Origin of the sequence: Colwellia sp. M166 (assembly GCF_024585285.1) — a bacterium.
GTDB lineage: Bacteria > Pseudomonadota > Gammaproteobacteria > Enterobacterales > Alteromonadaceae > Cognaticolwellia.
Genome location: NZ_CP040755.1, coordinates 4,396,228 through 4,421,384 on the forward strand (window position 1 = coordinate 4,396,228; position 25,157 = coordinate 4,421,384).

The window sequence follows — 25,157 nt, forward strand, 5'->3', positions numbered from 1 at the left end:
AGTAGAATTGGTATAAATAGTATGGTTGAGTAAAGTAGCATAACCCGAACTGGGATAGGTTAGTCTTGTAGGGTAAAGTTAGGCGTTAATCTTCGTACTTTTACCTCCACGCCTGATGCCACTAGGTTTTGAAAGAAATCATAAATATGGCATGAAGATACCTGTTTACAAATAATCTCATATTTTAAAATGGCTGGCTTATGACTTTGCAGTGAAGCTAAATTTAACCAATAAAGTGCCTGATTAAGATCTTTCTCTACATATTGGCCATTAATGTACATTTGCGCTAGGTTTACTTGCCCCTGAACATAATCATAACTGGCCGATTGAGTGAATAATTCAAATGCTTGTTTTAAGTTAGTTTCACTGTAGCGTTCGTTAAGCAAAGCTTGACCATATAAATTTTCTTTTCGTCCTTGAATGAAAATACTCTCTCTAAATTTTCTTTGTTCGGGTCCTACACGATGACCTAAAAGTTTATCGTGAGTAGGACGCAAAGCGAGGTAAATAGCGCCTGAGCTGAATTTTTGACTAAGCTGCTCTTGCTGGTAATCAAAGCGTTTTGGCTCAAAGTAATCTTTATATGTCAGCTGTCCATAATAAATACTATTAAGCGCTGCATGTTGGCGTGCGTAATATAAACTCCCATAAACTAGCGTAATAACATCTCCTGTTATATCAACCACTTTGGCAAGTCGATATTTTTCATTGGGTCTAAGATTGTCGCGTATTTTACGAAAATCAAAGAAATAAATGTCATTGATTTTGGGTGCTGCAACGATAATTTTGCTTTGTTGTTGAGCTCGGTATTCTTTGTATATGACATAATAACTATAATAGGCAAGTGTCAGTAAGAGGGCGGTTAGTAATCGTTTTTTCGAAAGGATGAGTTGCTGTAAAAACACTTTTAAAGCTGTAAGGCTTAATGGCTTACTTTTCAAGTCGGAGGTTTTTTTTATTCGTGTAACCTTGAACATATTGTCCTTAAGCATTCAATTCCCTTTATATTTTCTTTTTCTATTCAAGGCTATTAATAGACCACTACAACGGCTAAATAATGTTTGTTCTCGCTTGCTAATGCATTCACTCTAACATCATCAATAATAATATTGAAATTACTTTACTGACCATTCACTGGCTAACAAACCGTAATCATATTGATCAGCCCATTCGTCACCCATAAGATAATGTTGTTTAAAAAAGGCCTCTCGCACAAAACCTAGTTTTTCCATAATACGAAAAGAGGCGATATTTCTTGGGTCACATCGCGCTATAAGCTTAAAGAAGCCGAGAGTTTGAAATAGATAACTAATAAGTAAATTTGCCGCCTCGCTACATAGCCCTTGCCCTGCAACTTCAGCACTTAAGCGGTAACCTATTTCTCCTCGTTGATTATCCCAATCTTCAATGCGAAAGGCTATTTCGCCAACTAACGAATTATCATCTTGTAAACAGATAGCTAAAGCATTCCAACGGCCAATAGCCAAGTGCCAAGGTTGAGATAATTGTTCAACAATTTCCATTATTTTAGTATCACTTTCCGCAGGACGAATATAGCGACAGTTTTCAGCATCTTGGCGATAAAGCTTGATAGCTGAATAATCGGTTTTAATTATAGGCCTAAGGTAAATTCTACTCGCCAATAATGTTGGCGCAGCATGCCCAGTATTTAAAGATATTTTCATCGTTATGGAATACTTTATTATTAGAAACAGTTAAGTTTCGCTATCAACATATTGAAAGCGTTTAAATACTTTACCATCTCTTTCAATGGTTTCGTCAAACATGGCTAAAGGCCTAACCCAAATGGCTCTTTCACCGTATTCAGGTTGATAAACCACCATGGCTTCTTCGGTTTCACTGTCAGTAGCAATGTGTAACACTTGATAAAAGTTGCCTTTAAAGTGCTGATAACGTCCGATTTTCAACATGAATTATCTCGTAGTCATTATTGTAATTAGTTGTGTAATAGTTATTTCTTATTGAGCTTAGTCACTGAGTTTTTCTTGCCATTGTTGTGAGGCGTCGTCATCACTATTTTTGGCATCTAACCAAACGCTCCCCTTACTTGTTAACTCTTTTTTCCAAAAGGGGGCTTGGGTTTTTAAGAAGTCGATAAGAAACTCACATGCGGCAAATGCCGCTTTACGGTGTGGGCTTGTAACCCCAATAAAAACAATTTGTTCACCGAGCTTTAAGTCACCAAATCGGTGAATAATGGTAACTTTGTTTAATGGCCAGTGTTCACGCGCTTTATTTTCTATATCGCTTAGTACTTTTTCTGTCATGCCAGGGTAATGCTCCAAGGACAATCCTTGGACATCAATACCTTCATTGAAGTCCCTGACCTTACCGACAAAGGTGACGACAGCACCATCTTGATTATCGTTTGCTAAATTCAGATATTCATCAGCAACAACAAAATTACTCTGTTGTACTTTAATCATTTTAACCTCCGGTTACTGGAGGGAAAAATGCGACTTCATCGCCATCAGCAATTTGTTGTGACCAATCAGTAATTTCTTGATTAACGGCAACAAGCAAACTGTCTGCGGTCATAATTTTTGCCCATAAAGCATCTGTTTCAGCTAATTGTTGACGAATAGTGTCTGTGGTCATATTCTCGCTTAATTGAATTTGTAAACTATCAGTTGATAACTGTTCACGTAAGCGAGCAAAAAATAATACCTTAATCATTTCCAACTCCTTTATTTAATTTCAGAATTATGCAAGTAGCTACCCGATTTTCCACCATGTTTTTCACAGAGGTGAATATTGGTGATAATCATGTCTTTTTGCACAGCTTTACACATGTCGTAAATGGTTAGTGCCGCAGTTGAGGCTGCGGTTAAGGCTTCCATTTCGACCCCAGTTTTACCTGACAGCTTACAAAGAGCGGTAATTTCGACGCGGTTTTGCTTTGGCTGTGCCACTATATCGACTTCAATTTTCGTTAACATCAGCGGGTGGCAAAGCGGGATAAGTTCACTGGTTTTTTTGGCGGCCATAATCCCCGCAATTCTTGCCGTAGCAAAAACATCACCTTTGTGGTGTTTGCCTTCAACAATCATTGATAAGGTTGCTGGCGACATTTCAATATAAGCTTGTGCAATAGCAGTGCGCTCGGTAACATTTTTTTCGGTAACGTCAACCATATGGGCATTACCGTCAGCATTAATGTGAGTAAAGTCTTCGCTCATCAAAAAGTAATCTCTTAGTTATTAGCTATTCAGCTTTTTGTAAAGTATGGCTTTATATTACCTTATCTTAAGCTTTATTTTGTCTTTTATATTAAGAAATTTGTTATTTATATTCGATGTTTATACGTGGCTATCATAGATTTTGAAACTTGAGATCTCAGTAAATAACTTTATTTTAAGCCCATTAGCTAGCGGAATAATGTTAATTCATTACATTGGGGTTTTAATCAGAGGCTTAATTTTAAGGTATTGGATTTCTTTTACCCCTGTTTGTGCCAATATTTAATATTATTTAAGCATGGCCAAGCAATCTAGAATTCCAATTTTTTACTTTGCTATTTGCTGAACGTTTAAGCACTTTATCCATCCAACTATTCGATAATCTATTTTGTTGCTTGAGTAGTACCAGCTTTTCGTTATTGAGTAGCTCAGCAAAAAACATTTCACATATCACTTTGATTGTCATGGCATTATCAACACGGGAAGTTAACGTCATACCAATTTTACTAAGTTTCTGAGTGGGAACAAACTTAATAGACTTGCTATAAGCTAACGATATAATTGTTCTATTTGTCCAGAATAAGCATTTAATACCAGTTGAATTTTCAGGGTTTGTTAGCACCAATAAATAGGGTGTTGAGCTAAATGTTAAAAATTGTAATAAGCACTCATATTTATTGACAATAAAAAACGACTGGAGCAAGGTATTAAGATAAAAGGATTTTATTAAAGTGATGTTATTACAATGGAAAATATAAGTTCAACGGATTTGAAAGCCATTCTGCACTCAAAGCGTGCCAATATGTATTATTTAGAGTATTGCCGTGTAATGCAAAAAGACGGTAGGGTTCTCTATCTAACCGAAGCTAAGAAAGAAAACCTCTACTTTAATATACCCATCGCCAACACAACCGTGCTGCTGCTTGGTAATGGCACTTCTATAACACAAGCGGCTATGCATATGCTCGCACAAGCCGGTGTTCTTGTCGGCTTTTCAGGGGGAGGGGGGACGCCTTTATATATGGCCAACGACGTTGAACAAGCCATTGAGTGGATGACACCCCAATCTGAATATCGACCCACAGAATATTTTCAAGGCTGGATGCAATTTTGGTTCGATGATGAGAAACGCTTAAATGCAGCGAAAACGTGTTCACTGCCGCACAGGCAGCTTAGAAAGTAATAATGATATTCATCATACAACTAGTTAATGCTTATCGAAGGGGGTTGTGTTTATTTTATAGCGATAGCATGCATTACTGATGGCTTTATTGTTAAAGACAGATGAAAAATACCTTACAGTACAGTAAGGGCACTTTATATAGTGCAAAATTCATAATGAATTTTTTTAGATTAAGTTATTGATGTGTTTAAATTATATATAAATATTAATGAGAGTAGAATGTTACTTTAGACAAAAAAGGTAAGTTTGTTATTAAATGTAATATAACTTAAATAAGTTAATTCATTGAATATTATAAGAAGTTGGTTGCGGGAGCCAGATTTGAACTGACGACCTTCGGGTTATGAGCCCGACGAGCTACCAGGCTGCTCCATCCCGCGTCCGAATGACTTGATAATGAATATCAAGAAAGCCTATAATTATTTGATTCTGTTATAAAAGAATTACTGATTTATACTTTAGTAACAAGTTGGTTGCGGGAGCCAGATTTGAACTGACGACCTTCGGGTTATGAGCCCGACGAGCTACCAGGCTGCTCCATCCCGCGTCCGAATGACCTACTATTAGTAGGAAGCCCTAAAGGTTTTAATTCTCTTTAGAAGAATTGGTTGCGGGAGCCAGATTTGAACTGACGACCTTCGGGTTATGAGCCCGACGAGCTACCAGGCTGCTCCATCCCGCGTCCGAATGACTTACTTTAGTTAAATAGTAAGAAGCCAATAATCATTTTAATTCAGATTGTTAGAGAATTATTAAAACACATTTATTTATAAATAAATAGTTATATTTCAATAAGTTGGTTGCGGGAGCCAGATTTGAACTGACGACCTTCGGGTTATGAGCCCGACGAGCTACCAGGCTGCTCCATCCCGCGTCCGAATGACCTAGTAAACTAGGTAAGCCAAGTTATTTAAATTCTAACTTAAGAATACTTAAAGTATTGCCCGTTGAGGCTTCCCTGAAAGCGAGGCGTATAATAAGGATACATCAAGTGATTTGCAACCTGTTTTTATATTAATTTTAGCTTTTATTGGTTCTATATTTTTCTTGCTTGTTTTTTGTGCTTAAATCAATCGTATTTCAAGCAAGTAGCGGTTGTAGACGATAAATGGCAATGAATACAAGATAAATTTTTAGATAGTTTGCGCTAATTTGTAAAATGCCTATAAGTGGAACGTGTCTTTGTTTATAATCGCGGGCATAAATTAGATTGGAAAACCTTTATGCAGCAATTTTTAGCATTAACCTCTCCAGGTATAGAAATATTACTGGCACAAGAACTTAAAGATTTGAAAGCTGAGCATGTTGTTCAAAAGCCTGAAGGGGTTTATTTTAACGCAACTATTGAGCATGCATATTATATATGTTTGCACTGTCGTTTATCAACTCGCATACTGCTTAAATTGGGCGAAGGAGATGCGAACAATAAAGATGAACTTTATGCAGCGGCAAAATCAATCATTTGGTCTGAGCAATTTTCCGCAGCGAGTACCTTTGCTATTGATTTTGTCGGCACTAGCGATGAAATTAGAAATAGTCAGTTTGGTGCATTAACCGTTAAAGATGCTGTTGTTGATCACTTTCGTGATTTAGGCGAAGACCGACCTTCAGTAGATAAGTCTTCACCGCAAGTAAGCTTTCAAGCTCGACTGTTAAAACAAAAAGTAGTTATTTATTTAGACTTCTCTGGCCGCGGATTATTTAAAAGGGGCTATCGTGAGAATACCGGTGCAGCACCGTTAAAAGAACATTTAGCAGCCGCTATTATTACCCGTTCAGGTTGGTTAGATGATACGTCTAAACCGCTTGTTGATCCTATGTGTGGCTCAGGCACGATAGTTATAGAGGCAGTATTGATGGCGGCAGGCTATGCGCCAGGCATTGATAGAGCTACTTGGGGCTTTGATTATTGGCTAGGACATCAAAATGATGATTTCAAAGCGGCAAGGTCAGCAGCTATTGAGCATTCACATGTTGGTTTAACGCAACTAAAAACAAAAGCATTTGGTGTTGATTTAGACAGCAGGGTGCTAAAAACTGCGCAACAAAATGCTAAAAATGCCGGTGTACAAAGGTTTATCGAGTTTTCTTGTAAAAATGCTAACGATATAAAAAATGCCTTTGGCCCGAAAGGAACTATCCTATTTAACCCTCCTTATGGTGAGCGAATTGGTGAGTTACCTGAACTCGTTGAAAGTTTTGCTTTGTTAGGACAAAAATTCAAGTCTCATTTTGTTAATTGGCGAGTAGCGGTGTTAACAGCCAATGTTGAGCTATTAGCAATGATGAAAATGGTGACTTTTAAACGTTATAAGTTTAAAAACGGGCCGTTAGATTGTCAGTTTGCACTTTATAATTTAGATGACAAACAAGTCTCTAGCAGTAATGTTAATGCTGAATTTGAACAAAAAGACTCGGCATTTGCTAATCGATTATTAAAAAATAAGAAAAATTTAAAAGGTTGGCTAAAGCAAGAGCAAATAGAGTGTTATCGTTTATATGACGCTGATATTCCAGAGTATAATGTTGCGGTTGATGTTTATGGTGATCACCTGGTTATTCATGAATACAGTGCGCCATCGATTATTGAGCCAGAGAAAGTTGCAAAACGACTACAAGAAGTGGTTTATTTTGCACCTAAAGTGCTTGATGTTCCTACTGATAAAGTCATTATTAAAACCCGAGCAAAACAAAAAGGTAAAGAACAGTATCAACGTGTTGAGCAAACCAAAAAATCAATGGTTGTTGATGAGTATGGCGCAAAGCTAAAAGTGAACCTTTGGGATTATTTAGATACTGGTCTATTTCTTGATCATCGTAAAACTCGTCAAATAGTTGCTAAAAAATCGAAAGGCAAATCACTATTAAATTTATTTGCTTATACCGGCTCAGTGTCTTTGCAAGCAGCATTGCATGGTGCAACTACGGTAACAACGGTAGATATGTCGAATACCTATTTAAGTTGGGCACAAGACAACTTCTTATTGAATAACCTTAGCGGCCATAAGTATCAATTTATCCAAGCAGATTGTTTGCAATGGCTACAGAAGAACGAACAAAAATTTGATGTGGTATTTATTGACCCACCCACTTTTTCTAATTCTAAGCGCATGGGCGAAAGTTTTGACGTACAGCGTGATCACGTTAGCTTAATAACTGATGGTATGAAATCGGTTGCAGAAGGTGGAGAATTAATTTTTACCAATAACAAACGTAATTTCAAAATGGATTTTGAAGCTATTGCTGCGTTAGGGCTAAATGTGCAAGAGATGAGCGAGAAAACTCGCGACAAAGATTTTCAACGTAATAAGCATATTCACAACAGTTGGTTGTTCACGCGTAAGGTAAATTAAGATGTCGGTTAAGTTTAATTTATATGGCACTTTAGGCTGTCATTTATGCGATGACGCATTAGCGCTATGTACAGCCGATATCCCTGTTGAAGAGATTAGCGTTGTCGATATTATTGATGATGAAAAACTGCTCGAGTTGTATCGTATTAGTATTCCGGTGCTAGAGCGTTTATCAGATCACAAAAAACTATTTTGGCCATTTGACCAAGCACAAATTTTGGAGTTGTTGTAATTTATGGAATTAATTCGTATTTCACAAGGTGAATTAGCCTTTGGTGAAGACAAGGTCTTAGATAAAGCAGATCTGAGTGTACAAACAGGCGAACGAATTTGTTTAGTCGGTAGAAATGGCGCAGGTAAGTCAACATTAATGAAAGTGTTAATGGGCTTACAAACCTTAGATGATGGCCAAGTGCTAAAATCTAGTACTATGCAAGTGGCCATGTTGGAGCAAGACCCACCAGAGTCTTCAGATATCAGTGTTTTTGATTATATTGCTCAGGGCGTGAAAGAAAATGCGGATTTAATTAAGCGCTATCACAGTATTATTCATGATGTTACTGAAGATCCATCTGAAAAAAATCTGACTAAATTAGCCAATGTTCAAGAACAACTTGAACTGGCTAACGCTTGGCAAGATGAACAACGTATTGAAACTGTGATGACAACGTTGGCTTTAAATCCAGATGATAAAATTTGCGACCTTTCTGGTGGTTGGTTACGTAAGTTAGCGTTAGCGAAAGCCTTAGTAACAGCACCTGATATTTTATTATTGGATGAGCCAACCAACCATTTAGATATTAAAAGCGTTTTATGGTTAGAGTCATTTTTAAAAGATTTTGCCGGTACGATATTGTTTATTAGCCATGATAGAGCATTCATTCGGGGTGTATCTACGCGTATTATTGATCTTGACCGTGGCATATTAAAAAGCTACCCAGGCAATTACGATTTATATATCGAACAAAAAGCGCATGATTTACAAGTAGAATCACAACAAAACGCTTTGTTTGATAAGCGCTTAGCTGAAGAAGAAGTATGGATTAGACAAGGTGTTAAAGCACGTCGTACGCGTAATGAAGGCCGCGTAAGAGCCCTTGAGAAGCTTCGTAATGAACGTCAAGCTCGTCGTGATGTACGTAATCAAAGCACGATGAATATCACGCAAGGTGATCGCTCAGGTAAGTTAGTGTTTGAAGCGGAAGATTTAACTATCGCTTTTGATGACAAAGCGGTGATCAAAAATTTAGATTTATTGATCACCCGTAATGACCGTTTAGCCTTTATCGGTGCGAATGGCACCGGTAAGTCTACCCTGATTAAAATGATCATGGGTAAACAACAAGCAACCAGCGGAAAAATGCGTTCTGGCGTTAATTTAGACATTGCTTATTTTGACCAACATCGTGATGCACTTGACCTGAGTAAAACTGTGCAAGAAATTGTCGGTGAAGGCAAGCAAGAAGTGGTTGTAAACGGCAAGCCTAGACATGTATTAGGTTACCTACAAGATTTTCTATTTAGCCCTAAACGCGCTCGTACTCCTGTTCGCGCCTTATCGGGTGGTGAAAAAAACCGTTTATTATTAGCACGCTTATTTTTACGTCCGAGTAATTTATTGATTTTGGATGAGCCAACCAATGATTTGGATATTGAAACATTAGAGTTATTAGAAGAAGTCGTTGCAAATTACGCAGGAACGGTTATTTTAGTTAGCCATGATCGTGATTTCGTCAATAACTGTGTCAGTAGCTGTCTCTATTTTGATGGCACTGGACATATCACACAAATTGTCGGTGGTTATGACGATGTCGATAGCTACCTTGAGCATAAAGACAAACAGCGTCAAGCCATGGCACCTTCAGTGAAAAAAACAAAACCTGAAGAAAAAGTAACCGCGGTGAATGAAAAAATTGAACTAACGACAAAGAAAAAACTCTCTTATAAAGAACAAAGAGAGTTAGAGTCTTTGCCACAAGTTATTGACGAGCTTGAAAACCTAATAGCGGACCTTCAAGAGCAAGTAAATAACGCTGATTTTTTTAATCAGAGTTCAGAGCAAACCAATACGATATTGAACCAGTTAGCGATAAGTGAGTCGAAACTCGAAGTTACTTATGCTAGATGGCAAGAATTAGATGATTAATAACGAAAGTGGGTTTAGTAGTTACATGAACAAATTTGTAAAATCGATTTTAGCATTAGGTATTACTAGTGCATTAGGAATATCCGCCGTTAATGCTGCAACATATCAAGTTATCGATAAAGGTGATGTTAGCGCATTAAAATATACTTACTCACAACAAGAAAATAATAATGGTGAAGCTGCGATATCAGGCACGGATATTTATAACTTTCCTGTTCAATTTCAATACTTTGACGAGGATGATTATGATTCTGTTGTTGCATTGGCGACTAATAATCATGAGATAATTGATGGCTTAGAAAGTATTGAGAATGAGGCAGCCTTACGTGCGGGCAATCCAACAGCGAATGATCTGTCATGGGTTATCCAACTCCTCAAAGCTCGAGTTGGCAACACGCTTTACCAACAAGTTGGTGACATTTATGCGATGACTAACTTTAATGGTGACACTGAGTTATTAAATGTTTTTGATGAAAAATTCGTTGGAAGCGATGATTATACACGCTCTACGCAAGACTACATTAGTGGTATTACCAATGAAGGTTGGGTTTACGGTAATGCTTCAGCACCTTATTTACCATTTGAATTTACTGATAGTGATGGCGATGAAATTACCTATTGGGCACGAGATTTCACCACCAGAGGTTTTTTCTCGCCCAATGGTGGCACTACTATCATTGAAGTCATTCCTCCAAGTGAAACGGATTTACCTGAAGAGCAGCGCTTTGGTGGGGAGTCGGCAATATTAGATGTCAGTGATTCACACATCGCTGTCGGTTATGCGAGCACAAGTATTGATCAAACCGGTATTGATGCTATCACTGATGACTCAGGAGGGTGTGCTGATCCTGATGTAATTAAAGATTTGCCTTATAGTATTTGTGTGCAGCGAGCTATTGCCGGTGCCTATAATCTTGAAGCAATAAAGTGGACTATTGATGAACAAGGTATACTCAGCTCAGAAACATTAGGGCAGCTAGTTACTCCTCATGAAGATGACACGCGCGAATATACTAATTTAGCACAAGCGGTAAATAGTCATGGCGTTGCTGTTGGTTTCGCTCATGGCTGGTGGGATGAGAATGAAACGAATCCTAGCGTTAATGAAAGTCGAAGTTTATACGCAGTGGTATTTAAAGACGGTGAGGTTAAAGATTTTACTGACGATCACAGTAAGTACTTTGATTCGCGTGCCTATGATATTAATGATGAGGGTATTGCTGTCGGGCATGCTAGTACGTATGTTAACGGTAATCTGCGTACTAAGTTTTATCATGTTGATACTAATGCGGAAAAAATGGAAATGATATTACCTGCCGATTTTTTCACCGGCAGTTCAAGTACTGCTCGTGCCATTAATGAAGCGGGTAAAATTGTCGGCGAAGGTGAAGTCGAAACCCATAATGATAGCGGTAGTAGTTCTCCTAGAAGAACTCATGGTTTTGTTTATGATATTACCAGTAAAGTTTTTACTGATTTAAATGACTTTTTAACTTGTGATAGTGCTTATACTATTATTGAAGCGCGTGACATTAATGATGCAGATGAAATCTCAGCAACAGCGTTGATTAGAGTTCCTCGCCGCGATGCAAAAGGCGCGTTAATGCTTGATTCACAAGGTGAGCCGTTATTTGAAGATGTCGTACGTGCGGTTACCTTGAAGCCAACAAATGGTGAAATTGAAGATTGTAGTGAAGTTGAAGAAAAAGTTGAAAGACAAGGCGCAGGTATTGGTTTTAGTGGTTTATGCTTACTAATGTTAGTTGGCTTACGCCGTAGATTTTTCTAACGATAAGCTGAATTAATAAAAGGTAATCAAGCACTTTTGAGAAAAAGCCAGCAACTTGCTGGCTTTTTACTTTTTTGGGCTAATATAACACTGTTATATACTGCTTTACTGCTTTACTGCTTTACTGCTTTACTGCTTTACTGCTTTACTGCTTTACTGCTTTACTGCTTTACTGCTTTACTGCTTTACTGCTTTACTCTTAATGCTTTTTCACCACGAGCAATACCAACACATCCTGATCTGACTGATTCAATGATCTCTGTTTCATTGGCTAATGCGCTGATAAAGGCATTAATTTTTTCTGCGTCACCGGTTAACTCAATAGTGTAGGTTTGTTTACCTATGTCGATAATTGCGCCTCTAAATATATCTGTTATACGTTTTACTTCGGTACGTGATTTATCACTCATGGCTAATACTTTAATGAGTAATAATTCTCGCTCGACATGACTTCTTTCAGTTAGATCAGTAATTTTTATGACATCAATAAGTTTGTTGACTTGCTTAACTATTTGTTCAAGTATTTTGTCATTACCCTTAGTTGCTATGGTAATACGAGATAAGCTCGGATCTTCCGTGGGGGCAACGGTTAAACTCTCAATGTTAAATGCTCGTTGTGAAAACAGGCCAACAATGCGAGACAGTGATCCAGCTTCGTTTTCTAATAATATGGCTAAAATTCTGCGCATTAGGCTTTAACTCCTTTTTTTATCCACATTTCATCAATTGCACCGGTACGTATTTGCATCGGGTATACATGTTCATTTTCATCGACAAGCACATCAACAAAAACAAGACGGTTTTTAATGGCAAAAGCTTGTTGTATTTTTTCTTCTAACTCTTCAAGGGCATTAATTTGAATGCCGACATGACCATAAGACTCAGCTAGTTTGACAAAGTCAGGCAAAGACTCCATATAAGAAGAGGAATGACGACCGCCATAAACCATATCTTGCCATTGGCGTACCATACCTAATGAACGGTTATTTAGTGAGATGATGACAACGGACAAATTATACTGCAGACACGTAGACAGCTCTTGAATATTCATTTGGATTGAGCCATCGCCAGTAATACAAATAACATGACTATCAGGAAAGGCTAGCTTTACTCCCATAGCCGCAGGTAAGCCAAAGCCCATCGTGCCAAGCCCGCCTGAATTGATCCACTGTCTTGGTTTGGCAAAGGGGTAATATTGTGCAGCAAACATCTGATGTTGACCAACATCAGAGCATACGTAAGCATCTCCGTTGGTTGCTTTATACATAGCTTCAATAACGCGTTGAGGTTTTATTTTACTGTCAGTTTGTTGATAACTAACGCTTTTAACTGCTCGCCATTGTGCTATTTGTTGCCACCAAGTTTGGTTTTCTGGCTCGTTAATGCAAAATTGCTTTTCTTCAAGCTCAGCAAGTAATTGTTTCAGCACAATATCGACTAAACCTACGACCGGAATATGTGCGTTAATTGTTTTAGATATTGATGTGGGATCAATATCTACATGCACAATAGTGGCATTCGGACAGAACTTTTTAACATTATTAGTAACACGATCATCAAATCTTGCTCCTAAGGCAAGAATCACATCAGCATGTGCCATGGCTTTATTCGCCTCTAAGCTACCGTGCATACCTAACATGCCAATAAAGTTATCATGCAAGCCAGATACTCCGCCTAAGCCCATTAAAGTATTAGTAATTGGTGCATTAAGCTTTTCGACTAATTGTGTTAGTAACTCTGCAGCATTGGCGATAATTACGCCACCACCTGAATAGATAACCAAGCGCTTTGCTTGTGTGATAGCTTGTACCGCTTTTTTAATCTGACGGTGATGTCCTTTCACCGTCGGGTTGTAAGAGCGCATATTGACCGCTGAATTTAAGATAAACTCAGCGGTATACTGTGGCATTAAAATATCTTTAGGAAGCTCAATAACAACAGGGCCAGGTCGGCCTGTGCTAGCAATATAAAATGCTTTAGCTATGGTATTCGGGATATCAGCGACATTGCGGCAGTTGAAGCTGTGCTTAACAATTGGACGAGAGCAACCAACGATATCGGTTTCTTGAAAAGCATCATCACCAATTAGCCCCGTTGGTACTTGACCAGAAAGTACCACCATAGGTATTGAATCCATATAGGCGGTAGCTATACCGGTAATACAGTTAGTAGCGCCGGGGCCTGAAGTGGCTAGAACTACACCTACTTCGCCAGTGGCGCGCGCAAAACCATCCGCCATATGGGTTGCTGCTTGCTCATGACGTACCAGAATATGCTCGACGTCATCTTGGCGAAAAAGTGCGTCATAAATATCTAATACTGTTCCCCCCGGATAACCGAATAGATATTTAACCTTAAGTGCTGATAGGGTTTTTACCACCAATTCAGCACCTGAAAATAGTTCTTTTGTCATATGTAATCCCTTTAATAATTTAAATTTTTATGAATAAAGTGTAAAAAAAACCCTCGGTCTTTGCAGAGCGAGGGTTTGTTGTTGAAATTTTATTTTATTTTTTACACACAACTTTATCCACGCATTGGTTGCAAGACCAAGACGACTGTGAGGAGATAAATAAGTGTGTTAATTAAGTTCATGTCAGAAAATAAATATAATAAAAACTATGCACATAGTTTTAAGGGGTTTGCTTGCAGCTGTCAATGAAAAACTGCTCATTACTTATAAGTTTTTATTTTTTGTTAGCTCAAGGGCACAACTTTTGAGATTAATTACTGGTATGCGGGGTCATATAGTCATAACTCTTTAATATGCGAATTTCAGGAAGTTTGAGTCAATTCTGTATCATAAGGTGGTATGGGGATATAATAAAGTAGGGTATTTTTAAAGTCACATTGACGCTTCAAGTTAAAATTCTGCATCTTGAAGTGTCATGGGTATACTGCTCTATTTATGATAGTCTGGTTTTCGAGTTTTAATACAGCAAAGTTATTTGGAAGGATTTATGTTAAAAAATAAATTAATTGTACTGCTAGCACTGATGGGGGTAATGGCAGGTTGTGTCTCAACACAACAAGCCAGAGTTGACTTTGATCGCAATAGTGAAATTAGCACATCGCATTATAAAACCTTTGCTTGGCTTAATGAAAGTAAAGTATTAGCGGAGCCTGTTGATGCTAATCCTGTGATGAAAGTACGTATTGATAACGCTATTGAACAAGCTTTTATTGCTAAAGGCTATCAATTGGTCAGTGATGCCGAAGCTGCCGATTTTACTATTTCATATACGATGGGGAGTCGAGATAAAGTTAAAGTTGACTCATTACCATCAACCTATCGCAGCGGTTTTTTTTGGGGCCATGGCTATTACGGCAGTATGGTTATAAACAATGATAATTATGTTAAAAACTATACTGAAGGAAAGCTGGCGATAGATGTATATGATGTTAAAAGTCATCAACCGGTATGGCATGGTTGGGCTGTAAAGCGTATTAAATCTTCGGAGCAAGATAATCCAAGTAAAGCGATTAAAATGGTTGTTGAACAAGTTGTTGCTCAGTTTTAGATAAGCAATTTAGCTTTACTAAAACTAAAACTAAAAAGCGCAGTTAAACTGCGCTTTTTTATGTCATACAAAGTCAATAGCAGGGGAGCATTGCGCTATTTATTTCTTGACGGTGTGTAAGCAAATTCAATACGATTACCGCTAGGTTCACGAATAATCATATGTTTAGTTGGGCCTTTACCATTGAGTTCAGGAGCGAATTCTATAACAACACTCGGCATCAGTTTGAATCGCTGATGTAATACTTCTAGGGTTTCTTCACTATTAACTGTCAAGGCTAAATGGTGCAATCCAATATTATTTTTCCTATCAAATTCAATAGCATGTTCAGGATTTTTCGTTTGCCATAAGGTAACAAAAATCTTGCCATCGGTAACAAATATTGATGGGTAATCAGGATAGCCTCCCGCTTGTTTCCAACCTAAGGTGTGGATAAAAAAATCACTTGATGCTGATAGATTTTTAACCGTGAGGCCAATATGGTTTAGCCCTGTCGTCATCACCTGTTGGGGTGACTCAGTGTCTGCTGCTATCGCCAGAGGGGGCGTTATACAGGGAAACAATATTGCAGATATTAGTAATGCTCTAATATTCATTTTTACCTCGTTAAGTTTAACTTTTAATTATCTATCCATATTGACCTGTAATCGAGCTTGAATCGTTCAATTTATAATTATGAATAGGGAACATCAAATTTTCAAACAACTTATAAATAAACACGGATTATCAATGACTAAGATAAAACACCTCGATAATGCTTGAAAAATTACTTTTTCTGCTGAGCTTGCCAAAGGTTAAATGCTGTTTCAAGGGCACTAATCACTTCAGGTGATGAGCCTTTACTCAGAGCCATGCAATGCTCAGTACTCATGTTCTGATGTAATTGAAAGCCAACTTCTAGGTCATCTATGGTGAACCCCGTTGCTTGTAAACGATAGATTAGTGCTTCCCGAGATTGAATTACAGCATCGATTTTTCCATTCAAGAGATTCTTAATGTTACTTTCTTCATTAGACGAAACAGTTAAATTACCACCGACAGTAAAGCCATTATTAAGCATGTAATTATGGCTGTTATCATTTCGCAGAACACCAATAACTGCTTTTTTAAGTGACGTTAATGTTGTTATGTCAGTTTTGTTATTTCTTAACTTATAAATATTTACCGGAGTTTTTGGGTGAATTGGGCAAAACCATGTAAAGTGCGGGGCACGTTTTTTTGTTTTATATATAGAATAAATAAGCACGTTGGGCTTAGTTGTTGCTAAATGATAACTACGAGCCCAAGGGTAGGTATTAATGGTGTAATTAAGGTTAGAAAGCGTCAGAATATCTTTAATTTTATTGGTGACAATACCTGAAACATCTTCAGCTTTCTCGGCGTTTTGAATGATAAAGGGCGGCCAATGTTCACTCACCACTTCTAAGCTTAAGTCTTTAGCTTTTACTGTAAATATAAAGCAAATAAAAATGAAGCCGAATATATATTTCAACAAGAATTTCCTCAGCAAGGCATGGTTAAAGTAATCGTTAAAATTAATGTTATTTACAGTCATTTTAACTCACTATTGTGGATAAATTTATTTGCCATTAAATAACTCAGTCATTAAATAGCAGTGTTAAGCTATAACTCAAGTCGCAGGAAAGCGGTTATATGTTTTAATTTCAAAACACTATTAGCCCTTAAGTCGAATTTAGGTAAAGTATCATAAAACGTCAGTGCAATGATTAATAGCATGTATGTTTAAACTTGCTATTAACGCTTGGCGTTCATTATGCGAGTAATTATTTCTGCTGTTTCTGCCGGCTCTTCCATTGGAAAACAGTGGTATTGACCAAATGATTGCCATTGAATATTTTTATTAACTTTCGCGGCTCTTTTAACTGCTTTTGGAATAAAAAAATAGCTTTTATTTGCCACAAGTATCTTCACTGGTATATCAATATTGTGTACTGCTTGCCATAAACCTTTTGGGTAAGAGCCAAAAATAGATGCTTCCCAATTTGGTGTACAACTTAGAGTGAGTGAATCTACTTGGTCTTTAAGCTTAACAGTCGAGTATTGACAATAATCATCAATAACTTGTGGGTGCCAGGTTTTATAAAAGGGCTTGCTCGCAATATTTATTCTCATCGCTTCAACGTTCGGCCATACTGCTGTACGATTGGCGACAGACTTAACCATTGCTCTTTGCCGCCAAACCCCGGTTACACGCATAAGTTGTTGCGCTATGATCATCTCTGTTTGGAATAAAACCGGATCGAGTAAAATAATCTCACTGAATAAATCAGGATATTTAGCCCCTGCAAGTAAGGTTAGCACTCCACCCATTGAATGACCAATACCAATAAGAGGACCATCTTCTTTCACGTTAGCTTGTTGATAAATAGCATCGGCGACAGTATTAGCCATTTTCTGCCAATTTGGCATTTTTGTTGTAGGCTGTGTTGAACCACCGTGTCCAGGTACATCCGTTAACCAAATGGACCAATCGCTCGGCAGTTGTGAGGCCATGGCTGCTAAAGTCATGGCGGAAAAACCGGTGCCGTGTAATAAATGAATACGTTTGGCGTTTTTAGTACCTGCTCGATAATAGCCATTAACAAGCATTTGACTGTTAGATTTCTGTTGCCATTGCTTCGCGTCTTTTAAGACAAAAGCGTTAGCTGAGTTGGCGTTTAATGGAGATGAACATTCAGGCATGAAGAGCTATTTAAACCGTCAAAAAATATTTTATAACCGATAAGATAACAACATAATTATCTGATGTGAATGTGTTTATTGAGTTTTATCTTCAATGATAGGGCGCTTAGCTAGTGCAAAGCAATTATTTAACTAAGATAAGTTTTCGGAGCTGTAATCCATTTCAAGCGGTTATTTTTTAGTAGTTTTGTGTTAATGATCAATAAAGGGTCTTTTTATTCGAGGCTATTATTTTCATTCAATAGCTTATTTAACGTGACTTTACTTATCACGGTGTCTGGTATCTTAAGGTTATTCCATTATATATGTCATTTTCAAGATAGAATTACTATTCTTTAGGTGCGTTGATGTTAATTCTATTGATATAATATCTTCAATTACATTATTTAAATTTTAATATTTTAGGGGTTCTGTGGATGTCGGAAGTAGAAAACCGTCCAACCAATTTTATTCGCCAAATCATCGATGCGGATCTTGCCAGTGGCAAACATAATAAAGTACAAACACGTTTTCCGCCTGAGCCTAATGGTTTTTTACATATAGGTCATGCGAAAGCTATCTGTTTAAACTTTGGTATTGCTCAAGATTACAATGGTTTATGTAACTTACGTTTTGATGATACCAACCCTGAAAAAGAAGATATTGATTACGTAAATTCTATTCAAGCAGACGTTAAGTGGCTTGGTTTTGAATGGGCGGGTGATATTCATTATTCTTCAGATTATTTTGATCGTTTATACGGCTACGCTGTTGAACTTATCGAAAAAGGTTTGGCTTATGTTTGTTTTTTAAACGCTGAAGAAACTCGAGAGTATCGCGGTACATTAAAACAGCCGGGCAAAAATAGTCCTTCTCGTGACACGTCTGTTGAAGAGAACTTGGCTTTATTTGAAAAGATGAAAGAGGGGGGCTTTAAAGAGGGTGAGTGCGCGCTGCGAGCTAAAATTGACATGGCATCAAGCTTCATGTGTATGCGTGATCCTATTATTTATCGGGTTAAATTTGCTCATCATCATCAAACAGGTAATAAGTGGTGCATTTATCCTATGTACGACTTTACACATTGCATTTCGGATGCAATTGAAGGTGTTACCCATTCAATTTGTACCTTAGAGTTTCAAGATAACCGTCGTTTATATGATTGGGTTATTGAAAATATCTCTATTGAAACTACGCCGCGTCAGTATGAATTTTCACGTTTAAATCTAGAATACACCGTGATGAGTAAACGTAAGCTGAATAATCTTGTTGAAGAAAAATTAGTCAGTGGTTGGGATGATCCGCGTATGCCAACGATTGCTGCATTTCGTCGCCGAGGTTTTACACCAGGTTCATTACGTGAATTTTCCAAACGCATTGGCGTAACGAAAATGGACAACACCGTTGAAATGAGTGTCTTAGATGCTTGTATCCGTGAAGATTTAAATGACAATGCACCACGAGCGATGGCTGTACTCGACCCTATTAAATTAGTTATCGAGAATTACCCTGATGATAGCGTTGAAAGTCTTGAGGTGAAAAACCATCCAAGTGATGAAAGCCAAGGCTCACGTATTGTGCCATTTGCTAAAACGCTTTACATTGAAGCGGAAGATTTTCGTGAAGAAGCGAACAAAAAGTATAAGCGCTTAGTGCTAGATAAAGCAGTACGTTTACGTGGTGCTTATGTTGTCACGGCGACACGTTGTGACAAAGATGAAGACGGCAAGGTTACTACGGTTTACTGTCAATATGACCCTGAAACTTTAGGTAAAAACCCAACTGACGGTACTAAACCTAAAGGTGTGATTCATTGGGTTGCTGCTGAGCAAAGTCTTGATGCTGAAATTCGTTTGTATGAACGTTTGTTCACTGTGCCTAATCCAGGTGCAGCAGAAGATTTTCATAGTGTAATGAATCCTGATTCATTGGTCATTATTAGCAATGCCAAGGTTGAGCCATCGTTAGCGACAGCAAAACCTGAACAAGCATTTCAATTTGAGCGCCAAGGCTATTTTTGTTTAGATAACAAAATATCAGCAGAAGATAGCGCCGCTGGAAAACTAGTATTTAACCGTACAGTTGGCTTACGTGATACTTGGGCAAAAATCGGCGATTAGAGCTAATGACGAGTTAGTCGTGTCGTTGCTTCAAAAGTTAAGTGCTAAAAAAAGCTCATAAGTTAAACCTTATGAGCTTTTTATGTTCAGGATGAACGGTATGTCATGATCACATGGATGTGAAGGAATGACGATGTTGAAGTCTGTTTATCCATCCTGTATTTTGAGTCATTAGTAGATCCATTCACGTCAATGAACGGTCAGTTTTTTGTTCCAGATAAACACTAAGTAACCTGAACTCTGGATAAGCAGCACTTTCTCAACACTTCCTTTTCACCCACTCTCCGCGTTAAAACGTCGATAAATAGCCCGCTATTGATAAACGTTCTGCCTTGATAATGGAATAAAATGAAGCCTTGATGGTACTTATTGTGATGTTAACCTTGCGATGGTCTTCGCTTAATGACTTAAATTATTGATTCACTTGAACATCAAGCACTCATTATTCAAAGTTCAGGTTAAGTAACAAAATCTAATATATCGTAACTCAAACTCGATATGACAGTTTAATTTATAAGTTTTAATCAAGCCAGACAGTCGAAAATTCACCATAGCAGTCGTTCATTATAAAGCTACTAATGTAAACTTTGCGCGCTAAAACGACATTAGTAGTTAGTCTTGGCTAAGGTCTGCTTCAAGCTCATTGGGGTCACTCATAGTAACCTCCTAATTGTCTTAAACTGATATAGAAGCGGGCGTTCCACTAATTCGTTTTAACCTAATGTTCTTTATTATTAAACGATTAAAGTGATTATTTTAGGTGGTTTAAACCTAAGGCCTGTTGATTTCCCTAATTGGCAACCATATTAATGCGCATGCCAATTAGTGATATATGGACAATCCGAATTCTCTAACTTATAGATATGACCAGCAGGTAATAAATGCTCAAAACTAATTTTCGTATTAGACTTAAAAGAACATTTAGCGTTTATTGTCAAATTTATATTTTTGGGGATTAAGCCTGAATTTACCAGTATATTACCAACGTTTAAATCTATAAAAGCTTCTTTACTTTCTGCTTTTTCGATAGATGAAATTATTGGCTTTGATCCATTAGTGATAGTTTTGTCTATGTCACCGCTATGTTTGGTAAGTTCAAATTTATCACGAAGGACAGTAAGTGTTTGTTCTTTATTTTTGATGAAATGGTAAGAAATGTGTGGTGTCACTTCTACTTCTTTAAAAGTAACAAAAAAATGGCCTAGCCAATGTACCCATATGACGGGAATCACTTTTATGCCTATGTTGAATTCGACAGATTTATCTTTAAATTCGTCATTTTGCTCAAGTGTAACTTTGTGGGATGAATAACTGAATAAGCCAATTACGGGAAGCTTTAAATTCAAAGATTGTTCAGCTTCTTTTGATTTAACAAAATTAATATTGAGTAGGTATTCCTTAACATCAGGTGCGAAGCATTGAGCAACAACTACTTTAGTAGGCACTTTTATGTTGTTGGGTGGATCGCCATTAGGGTCTTTATCATTAGGTTTGAGTGAGTCGTATCCTAAAAAGTTAGCAATTGGCTTCCCGCCAGCTTTAGCGCATATACCTCTAATGCTGATTGCTTTACTAGGAGATAAGTTAGTAAGGTTAAAGGGTTCATAGCCTAAAAAGTCGCATATTACCTCCCCTTTATGCTTATCAAAATAGTTTTGGATATCTTTTTGGCTAACATTATCTATACCAAAAGCATACATGTATTCTTGCAAACCTGAGATTTGGCATGGAGTTGGTTCGCTATTCGTCACTTGAAGTACATTATCATCAAAATTAAACAATGGTTCCCCGTCAATCAGATCGATGGTTAAATGCTTATTTACGACTTTAATAGAATCTAGAACAATATCTTCACTATTGCCTTTACCTTTTTCAAAGGAGCCTGAGGTGTTCTCTGTATCTTCTGGTACTTTTTTTCTCACTTTTGGAGTGAATACTAAATCTTCGTCATCTACTACGGCATTGCGTTTCAGTACATTCAAATCTTTAGGGCTGATTTGTTTTTTGGCTTCTTCATCTGACATACTGTACTTTCCTTATGATTCGTATGCTCAAGCTATTTTTTAATCTATTTATTTTTATTCAAGTAACAAGTTGAAAAAATACACTGCTGAGTTTTGGTACTAATGGCTGCAAAGTAGGAAAAACTATCGCTATGGTTTAAAGTCTCTTTGACCGCTATATTGGTGGCTAACTCGCCAGTCGATTGAATAATCAATCGGGATTGGTGGTTCGATGCCTCCTGCAAGCTCATTGAATGTTGGCTAATCACATTAGTATGTTTTTTTAATTTTATTATCCGCCTACTCCGAATGGCAAATTGGCTTGATCAGCTAATTTATTAAATGCTGCTTCACCTCCAATTGAATAACAATTCCAAATAAAATTTTGCGCTTTAATGTTATGATCCTGAGCAATGAGCACAGCATAAACTCTCGCTTAGCCCTCTGAAAGTGCCTCCAAATAATTCATATATGCCTTATTGTTTGTGCGAACCCATGAAATATGAGGCCATGCGATGTCACATTCAGGACTTTGTAGGTTTTCTGGAAGGTTGTCTACATTCATACTTTGAGAAAGCGACAATTCAATAAATATTTCTTCGCGAGATTTAATATTGGACATAGTAAATTTCCTTATAAAATGTATCGAACACCATACTTTTATAGTCTTAATTTACCAAAATAACAATAAACAATAATTATATGCTCTTAAGAGTATCAATCACCAAGTGAGATAGATCACTATTGCCATTATGCGAACGACAGCAATGGTGGCAAAGTAGACGCTTTATGGTGATAAATTCACGTCTAAATTAGGTCGATTTTGTGGTATTAGCTAACATTAAGATATGAAATATCAACGACAGTAATAAGCTTATCGTTACCGGTCAAATTTAGTTATATTCTGATATTTAACGGTGTTAGGCAACGTTTGAATGACTACATATAATAGTCACCGTCGATGTATTACGACATTAATACCTCCTGTATGTCGATGTGAAGGAGTTACTTACTCTTATAACGTTGTGCAATAGAGTTTAGCCTAATCAAATTTCATTAGATTAGGCTATCTCAGTTAGTCATAATTATAGCTTGGTTGCTTGTTTCATTGCTTGAACAAATTCAGTTAACGCTTTTAACATCGCGTGATGATCGGATAAGTTATTTTCAATAATCTTAACCACCGCAGAGCCACTTATTGCGCCTTTTGCGCCGGTTGCTAATGCCGCTTTAACTTGTTCAGGTTTTGATATACCAAAGCCAATAACTGATGGTGCTGCTTGGTATTTATCTAAAATATCAATCAGTTTATGGCCGGTCATTTCTGCTTCAGTTTCTGTGCCTGTTACGCCAACTCGACTTAATACATATGTATAACCGGCGCTAAATTCAGCGACTTTTTGTAAAGTCGTGTCGCTCGCGTTAGGTGGGGCAATAAAAATAGCTGCAACGCCATGTGCGGTAGCTGCTTGTCTAAATGGCTCACTTTCGCGTATCGGTAAATCGGCAATAAGCACAGAGTCAACGCCAGCGTGCGCGACATCACGATAGAAGTTATCAATGCCACGGGCAAAGACTAAGTTGCCATAAAGTAGTAAACCAATAGGGATGTCAGGTGCATAAGCGCGAACGCGGGTTAAAATTTCTAAACAAACATCGGTATTAATATTGGCATTTAAAGCGCGTAAAGCTGCCATTTGAATCGTGATACCATCAGCACTGGGATCAGAAAACGGTATACCAAGCTCTAAAGCATCTGCGCCGGCGTCAATCAAGGTTTTTATGATGGCAAACGACTGTTCAGCATTAGGGTCGCCAATGGTAACGAAAGGTATAAAAGCACCTTCATTTTTCTTGGCTAATTTTCCAAAGGCTAGGTCATAACGCTGACCAAGGTTAGTTGCTTGGTTCATTATGCTTCTCCTCTATGTTTCACATCACTTTTTTCAGCAGTCTCTGGTGATATAATTGCGTTTACATGGGCTAAATCTTTATCACCTCGACCAGATAAATTGACCAAGAATAGGGTTTCCGTTGTAACTTGGTCAGCCATTTTCAAAGCGTGTGCTAAGGCATGAGAGGACTCTAGTGCAGGAATAATACCTTCGTTACGTGCTAATAATTGAAATGCAGCTAAGGCTTCATCGTCATTTATAGGCACATATTGGGCACGACCAGTATCTTTTAAATGCGCATGTTGTGGACCAACGGCAGGATAATCAAGACCCGCTGATACTGAGTAAGACTCTTCTATCTGTCCGGCCTTATCTTGCATAATGTAAGTGTAGTTACCGTGTAACATGCCTTTAGTACCCGCGACTAATGTTGCGCCATGTTGTGTGGTATCAATACCTTTACCACCGGCTTCAACGCCAATTAGTTTCACGCCTGCATCACCGATAAAGTCATTGAACATACCAATAGCATTCGAGCCACCACCAACACAGGCGATAACGTAATCAGGTAAGCGACCTTCTTCTGCAAGGAGTTGCTGCTTGGCTTCTTCACCGATCATTTTCTGAAATTCACGAACAATAGTCGGAAATGGGTGAGGCCCTGCGGCAGTGCCTAACAAGTAATGGGCGTTTTCGTAATTTGCTGACCAGTCGCGTAATGCTTCATTAACCGCATCTTTTAGCGTGCCGCTGCCAGCGGTTACGGGGATAACTTCAGCGCCCATCAGTTGCATACGAAAAACATTCGGCTGTTGACGCTGACAATCAACTGCGCCCATATAAACTTTACATTTCAAACCTAATAGCGAACAAGCAATCGCTGTGGCTACGCCATGTTGACCCGCGCCAGTTTCCGCAATTATTTCAGTTTTACCCATGCGTTTTGCGAGTAACGCTTGCCCCAATACTTGGTTGGTTTTATGCGCGCCGCCGTGAAGTAAATCTTCACGCTTTAAATAAATTTTTGCTAATGGGTTTTTAACAATATTACGACATAAAGTCAGCGGTGTTGGGCGACCAGCATAACTGGTCAGTAGTTTATTAAACTCTTGTAAAAACGCTTCATCGGATTGTGATTCGATAAAAGCTTGTTCAAGCTGCTCTAAAGCAGGTACCAATAATTCACCAACAAACATGCCACCAAACTCACCAAAATAGGCGGGTAAGGTTTTTTTAACCTGATCTTCATTTGTAGATTTTAACAT

Annotated in this window: 22 protein-coding genes, 4 tRNA genes and 1 pseudogene; 7 read left to right on the top strand and 20 right to left on the bottom strand. The window is 37.9% G+C overall.

Annotation, left to right across the window (positions count from 1 at the left end; translation table 11 throughout):
* Positions 1-59: 59 nt before the first annotated feature.
* The 7 genes from FGD67_RS19855 to FGD67_RS19885 all read right to left on the bottom strand — a co-directional run bounded on the left by FGD67_RS19855 (position 60) and on the right by FGD67_RS19885 (position 3,696).
* Positions 60-992, bottom strand: coding sequence for a tetratricopeptide repeat protein (locus FGD67_RS19855; RefSeq protein ID WP_257172756.1), 933 nt, complete (start codon positions 990-992; stop codon positions 60-62).
* A 123-nt stretch (positions 993-1,115) separates the two neighbouring features.
* On the bottom strand, positions 1,116-1,685 hold the full coding sequence (locus FGD67_RS19860; protein ID WP_257172757.1) for a GNAT family N-acetyltransferase: 570 nt from the start codon (positions 1,683-1,685) through the stop codon (positions 1,116-1,118).
* A gap of 30 nt (positions 1,686-1,715) precedes the next feature.
* Entirely contained in the window at positions 1,716-1,931 is a 216-nt protein-coding gene (locus tag FGD67_RS19865; protein ID WP_257172758.1) for a DUF1653 domain-containing protein, read from the bottom strand.
* Positions 1,932-1,988: 57 nt separating this feature from the next.
* Positions 1,989-2,447, bottom strand: a complete 459-nt coding sequence (moaE, locus tag FGD67_RS19870; RefSeq protein ID WP_257172759.1) for a molybdopterin synthase catalytic subunit MoaE — start codon at positions 2,445-2,447, stop codon at positions 1,989-1,991.
* 1 nt (position 2,448) lies between these two features.
* Positions 2,449-2,697 carry a molybdopterin converting factor subunit 1 gene (gene moaD, locus FGD67_RS19875; RefSeq protein ID WP_257172760.1) on the bottom strand — a complete coding sequence of 83 codons (249 nt, stop codon included), beginning with the start codon at positions 2,695-2,697 and terminating at the stop codon, positions 2,449-2,451.
* A gap of 11 nt (positions 2,698-2,708) precedes the next feature.
* Positions 2,709-3,200, bottom strand: a complete 492-nt coding sequence (gene moaC / locus FGD67_RS19880; RefSeq protein WP_257172761.1) for a cyclic pyranopterin monophosphate synthase MoaC — start codon at positions 3,198-3,200, stop codon at positions 2,709-2,711.
* A gap of 292 nt (positions 3,201-3,492) precedes the next feature.
* Positions 3,493-3,696 carry a hypothetical protein gene (locus FGD67_RS19885; protein WP_257172762.1) on the bottom strand — a complete coding sequence of 68 codons (204 nt, stop codon included), beginning with the start codon at positions 3,694-3,696 and terminating at the stop codon, positions 3,493-3,495.
* A gap of 249 nt (positions 3,697-3,945) precedes the next feature.
* Between FGD67_RS19885 and cas1f the strand changes: the two are divergent.
* A pseudogene (cas1f, locus tag FGD67_RS19890) lies at positions 3,946-4,350 on the top strand (type I-F CRISPR-associated endonuclease Cas1f); the annotation flags it as partial.
* Between the two features lie 336 nt (positions 4,351-4,686).
* On the opposite strand, the gene FGD67_RS19895 reads toward cas1f, so the two are convergent.
* The 4 genes from FGD67_RS19895 to FGD67_RS19910 all read right to left on the bottom strand — a co-directional run bounded on the left by FGD67_RS19895 (position 4,687) and on the right by FGD67_RS19910 (position 5,257).
* Positions 4,687-4,763: transfer RNA gene (locus tag FGD67_RS19895), tRNA-Met, on the bottom strand.
* Positions 4,764-4,853: 90 nt separating this feature from the next.
* Positions 4,854-4,930: transfer RNA gene (locus FGD67_RS19900), tRNA-Met, on the bottom strand.
* A 58-nt stretch (positions 4,931-4,988) separates the two neighbouring features.
* Positions 4,989-5,065, bottom strand: a tRNA-Met gene (locus tag FGD67_RS19905).
* A 115-nt stretch (positions 5,066-5,180) separates the two neighbouring features.
* Positions 5,181-5,257 (bottom strand) — tRNA-Met (locus tag FGD67_RS19910).
* A 349-nt stretch (positions 5,258-5,606) separates the two neighbouring features.
* Between FGD67_RS19910 and rlmKL the strand changes: the two genes are divergently transcribed.
* From rlmKL to FGD67_RS19930, 4 genes are read left to right on the top strand one after another with little or no spacing between them, the layout of a single operon-like run.
* Complete coding sequence (gene rlmKL, locus FGD67_RS19915; protein WP_257172763.1) at positions 5,607-7,736, top strand: bifunctional 23S rRNA (guanine(2069)-N(7))-methyltransferase RlmK/23S rRNA (guanine(2445)-N(2))-methyltransferase RlmL; 2,130 nt, start codon at positions 5,607-5,609, stop codon at positions 7,734-7,736.
* A 1-nt stretch (position 7,737) separates the two neighbouring features.
* Positions 7,738-7,968 (top strand): glutaredoxin family protein, encoded by a 231-nt coding sequence (locus FGD67_RS19920; protein ID WP_257172764.1) that lies wholly within the window; start codon positions 7,738-7,740, stop codon positions 7,966-7,968.
* A 3-nt stretch (positions 7,969-7,971) separates the two neighbouring features.
* Complete coding sequence (locus tag FGD67_RS19925) at positions 7,972-9,882, top strand: ATP-binding cassette domain-containing protein (RefSeq protein WP_257172765.1); 1,911 nt, start codon at positions 7,972-7,974, stop codon at positions 9,880-9,882.
* 25 nt (positions 9,883-9,907) lie between these two features.
* Positions 9,908-11,671, top strand: a complete 1,764-nt coding sequence (locus FGD67_RS19930; protein ID WP_257172766.1) for a DUF3466 family protein — start codon at positions 9,908-9,910, stop codon at positions 11,669-11,671.
* Positions 11,672-11,856: 185 nt separating this feature from the next.
* Here the strand turns inward: FGD67_RS19930 and ilvN are convergent, their stop codons facing one another.
* Together ilvN and FGD67_RS19940 are read right to left on the bottom strand one after the other, a co-directional pair.
* Complete coding sequence (gene ilvN, locus FGD67_RS19935) at positions 11,857-12,360, bottom strand: acetolactate synthase small subunit (protein ID WP_257172767.1); 504 nt, start codon at positions 12,358-12,360, stop codon at positions 11,857-11,859.
* Entirely contained in the window at positions 12,360-14,084 is a 1,725-nt protein-coding gene (locus tag FGD67_RS19940; protein WP_257172768.1) for an acetolactate synthase 3 large subunit, read from the bottom strand. Before FGD67_RS19940 ends, ilvN begins: the two co-directional genes overlap by 1 nt.
* 547 nt (positions 14,085-14,631) lie before the next feature.
* Here FGD67_RS19940 and FGD67_RS19945 point away from each other — a divergent pair.
* Entirely contained in the window at positions 14,632-15,192 is a 561-nt protein-coding gene (locus FGD67_RS19945) for a DUF4136 domain-containing protein (protein ID WP_257172770.1), read from the top strand.
* A gap of 95 nt (positions 15,193-15,287) precedes the next feature.
* On the opposite strand, the gene FGD67_RS19950 is transcribed toward FGD67_RS19945, so the two are convergent.
* The 3 genes from FGD67_RS19950 to FGD67_RS19960 form a co-directional block, all read right to left on the bottom strand.
* Positions 15,288-15,788, bottom strand: coding sequence for a VOC family protein (locus tag FGD67_RS19950; protein ID WP_257172771.1), 501 nt, complete (start codon positions 15,786-15,788; stop codon positions 15,288-15,290).
* 170 nt (positions 15,789-15,958) lie between these two features.
* The gene (locus FGD67_RS19955) at positions 15,959-16,684 is read right to left on the bottom strand and encodes an ABC transporter substrate-binding protein (RefSeq protein WP_257172772.1); all 726 of its coding nucleotides are present in this window, start codon (positions 16,682-16,684) and stop codon (positions 15,959-15,961) included.
* A gap of 263 nt (positions 16,685-16,947) precedes the next feature.
* Positions 16,948-17,895, bottom strand: coding sequence for an alpha/beta fold hydrolase (locus FGD67_RS19960; protein WP_257172773.1), 948 nt, complete (start codon positions 17,893-17,895; stop codon positions 16,948-16,950).
* A gap of 416 nt (positions 17,896-18,311) precedes the next feature.
* On the opposite strand from FGD67_RS19960, the gene glnS reads away from it, so the two are divergent.
* Entirely contained in the window at positions 18,312-19,994 is a 1,683-nt protein-coding gene (gene glnS / locus FGD67_RS19965) for a glutamine--tRNA ligase (protein ID WP_257172774.1), read from the top strand.
* Between the two features lie 806 nt (positions 19,995-20,800).
* On the opposite strand, the gene FGD67_RS19970 is transcribed toward glnS, so the two are convergent.
* The 4 genes from FGD67_RS19970 to trpB all read right to left on the bottom strand — a co-directional run bounded on the left by FGD67_RS19970 (position 20,801) and on the right by trpB (position 25,157).
* Entirely contained in the window at positions 20,801-22,018 is a 1,218-nt protein-coding gene (locus tag FGD67_RS19970; RefSeq protein ID WP_257172775.1) for a hypothetical protein, read from the bottom strand.
* A gap of 415 nt (positions 22,019-22,433) precedes the next feature.
* Positions 22,434-22,619, bottom strand: a complete 186-nt coding sequence (locus FGD67_RS19975; protein WP_257172776.1) for a hypothetical protein — start codon at positions 22,617-22,619, stop codon at positions 22,434-22,436.
* A gap of 463 nt (positions 22,620-23,082) precedes the next feature.
* Positions 23,083-23,910, bottom strand: a complete 828-nt coding sequence (gene trpA, locus FGD67_RS19980) for a tryptophan synthase subunit alpha (RefSeq protein ID WP_257172777.1) — start codon at positions 23,908-23,910, stop codon at positions 23,083-23,085.
* Positions 23,910-25,157, bottom strand: coding sequence for a tryptophan synthase subunit beta (gene trpB / locus FGD67_RS19985; protein WP_257172778.1), 1,248 nt, complete (start codon positions 25,155-25,157; stop codon positions 23,910-23,912). The genes trpA and trpB overlap by 1 nt, the downstream gene beginning before the upstream one ends.

Bases quoted from the DNA above. Each gene is read 5' to 3' on its own strand.
- FGD67_RS19940 (WP_257172768.1), bottom strand. From the start codon at position 14,084: ATGACAAAAGAACTATTTTCAGGTGCTGAATTGGTGGTAAAAACCCTA.
- FGD67_RS19960 (WP_257172773.1), bottom strand. From the start codon at position 17,895: ATGCCTGAATGTTCATCTCCATTAAACGCCAACTCAGCTAACGCTTTT.
- ilvN (WP_257172767.1), bottom strand. From the start codon at position 12,360: ATGCGCAGAATTTTAGCCATATTATTAGAAAACGAAGCTGGATCACTG.
- FGD67_RS19930 (WP_257172766.1), top strand. From the start codon at position 9,908: ATGAACAAATTTGTAAAATCGATTTTAGCATTAGGTATTACTAGTGCA.
- rlmKL (WP_257172763.1), top strand. From the start codon at position 5,607: ATGCAGCAATTTTTAGCATTAACCTCTCCAGGTATAGAAATATTACTG.
- moaC (WP_257172761.1), bottom strand. From the start codon at position 3,200: ATGAGCGAAGACTTTACTCACATTAATGCTGACGGTAATGCCCATATG.
- glnS (WP_257172774.1), top strand. From the start codon at position 18,312: ATGTCGGAAGTAGAAAACCGTCCAACCAATTTTATTCGCCAAATCATC.
- trpB (WP_257172778.1), bottom strand. From the start codon at position 25,157: ATGTTAAAATCTACAAATGAAGATCAGGTTAAAAAAACCTTACCCGCC.
- FGD67_RS19925 (WP_257172765.1), top strand. From the start codon at position 7,972: ATGGAATTAATTCGTATTTCACAAGGTGAATTAGCCTTTGGTGAAGAC.
- FGD67_RS19945 (WP_257172770.1), top strand. From the start codon at position 14,632: ATGTTAAAAAATAAATTAATTGTACTGCTAGCACTGATGGGGGTAATG.
- FGD67_RS19865 (WP_257172758.1), bottom strand. From the start codon at position 1,931: ATGTTGAAAATCGGACGTTATCAGCACTTTAAAGGCAACTTTTATCAA.
- moaE (WP_257172759.1), bottom strand. From the start codon at position 2,447: ATGATTAAAGTACAACAGAGTAATTTTGTTGTTGCTGATGAATATCTG.
- FGD67_RS19860 (WP_257172757.1), bottom strand. From the start codon at position 1,685: ATGAAAATATCTTTAAATACTGGGCATGCTGCGCCAACATTATTGGCG.
- FGD67_RS19975 (WP_257172776.1), bottom strand. From the start codon at position 22,619: ATGTCCAATATTAAATCTCGCGAAGAAATATTTATTGAATTGTCGCTT.
- FGD67_RS19885 (WP_257172762.1), bottom strand. From the start codon at position 3,696: ATGACGTTAACTTCCCGTGTTGATAATGCCATGACAATCAAAGTGATA.
- FGD67_RS19920 (WP_257172764.1), top strand. From the start codon at position 7,738: ATGTCGGTTAAGTTTAATTTATATGGCACTTTAGGCTGTCATTTATGC.
- FGD67_RS19970 (WP_257172775.1), bottom strand. From the start codon at position 22,018: ATGTCAGATGAAGAAGCCAAAAAACAAATCAGCCCTAAAGATTTGAAT.
- FGD67_RS19950 (WP_257172771.1), bottom strand. From the start codon at position 15,788: ATGAATATTAGAGCATTACTAATATCTGCAATATTGTTTCCCTGTATA.
- moaD (WP_257172760.1), bottom strand. From the start codon at position 2,697: ATGATTAAGGTATTATTTTTTGCTCGCTTACGTGAACAGTTATCAACT.
- trpA (WP_257172777.1), bottom strand. From the start codon at position 23,910: ATGAACCAAGCAACTAACCTTGGTCAGCGTTATGACCTAGCCTTTGGA.
- FGD67_RS19855 (WP_257172756.1), bottom strand. From the start codon at position 992: ATGCTTAAGGACAATATGTTCAAGGTTACACGAATAAAAAAAACCTCC.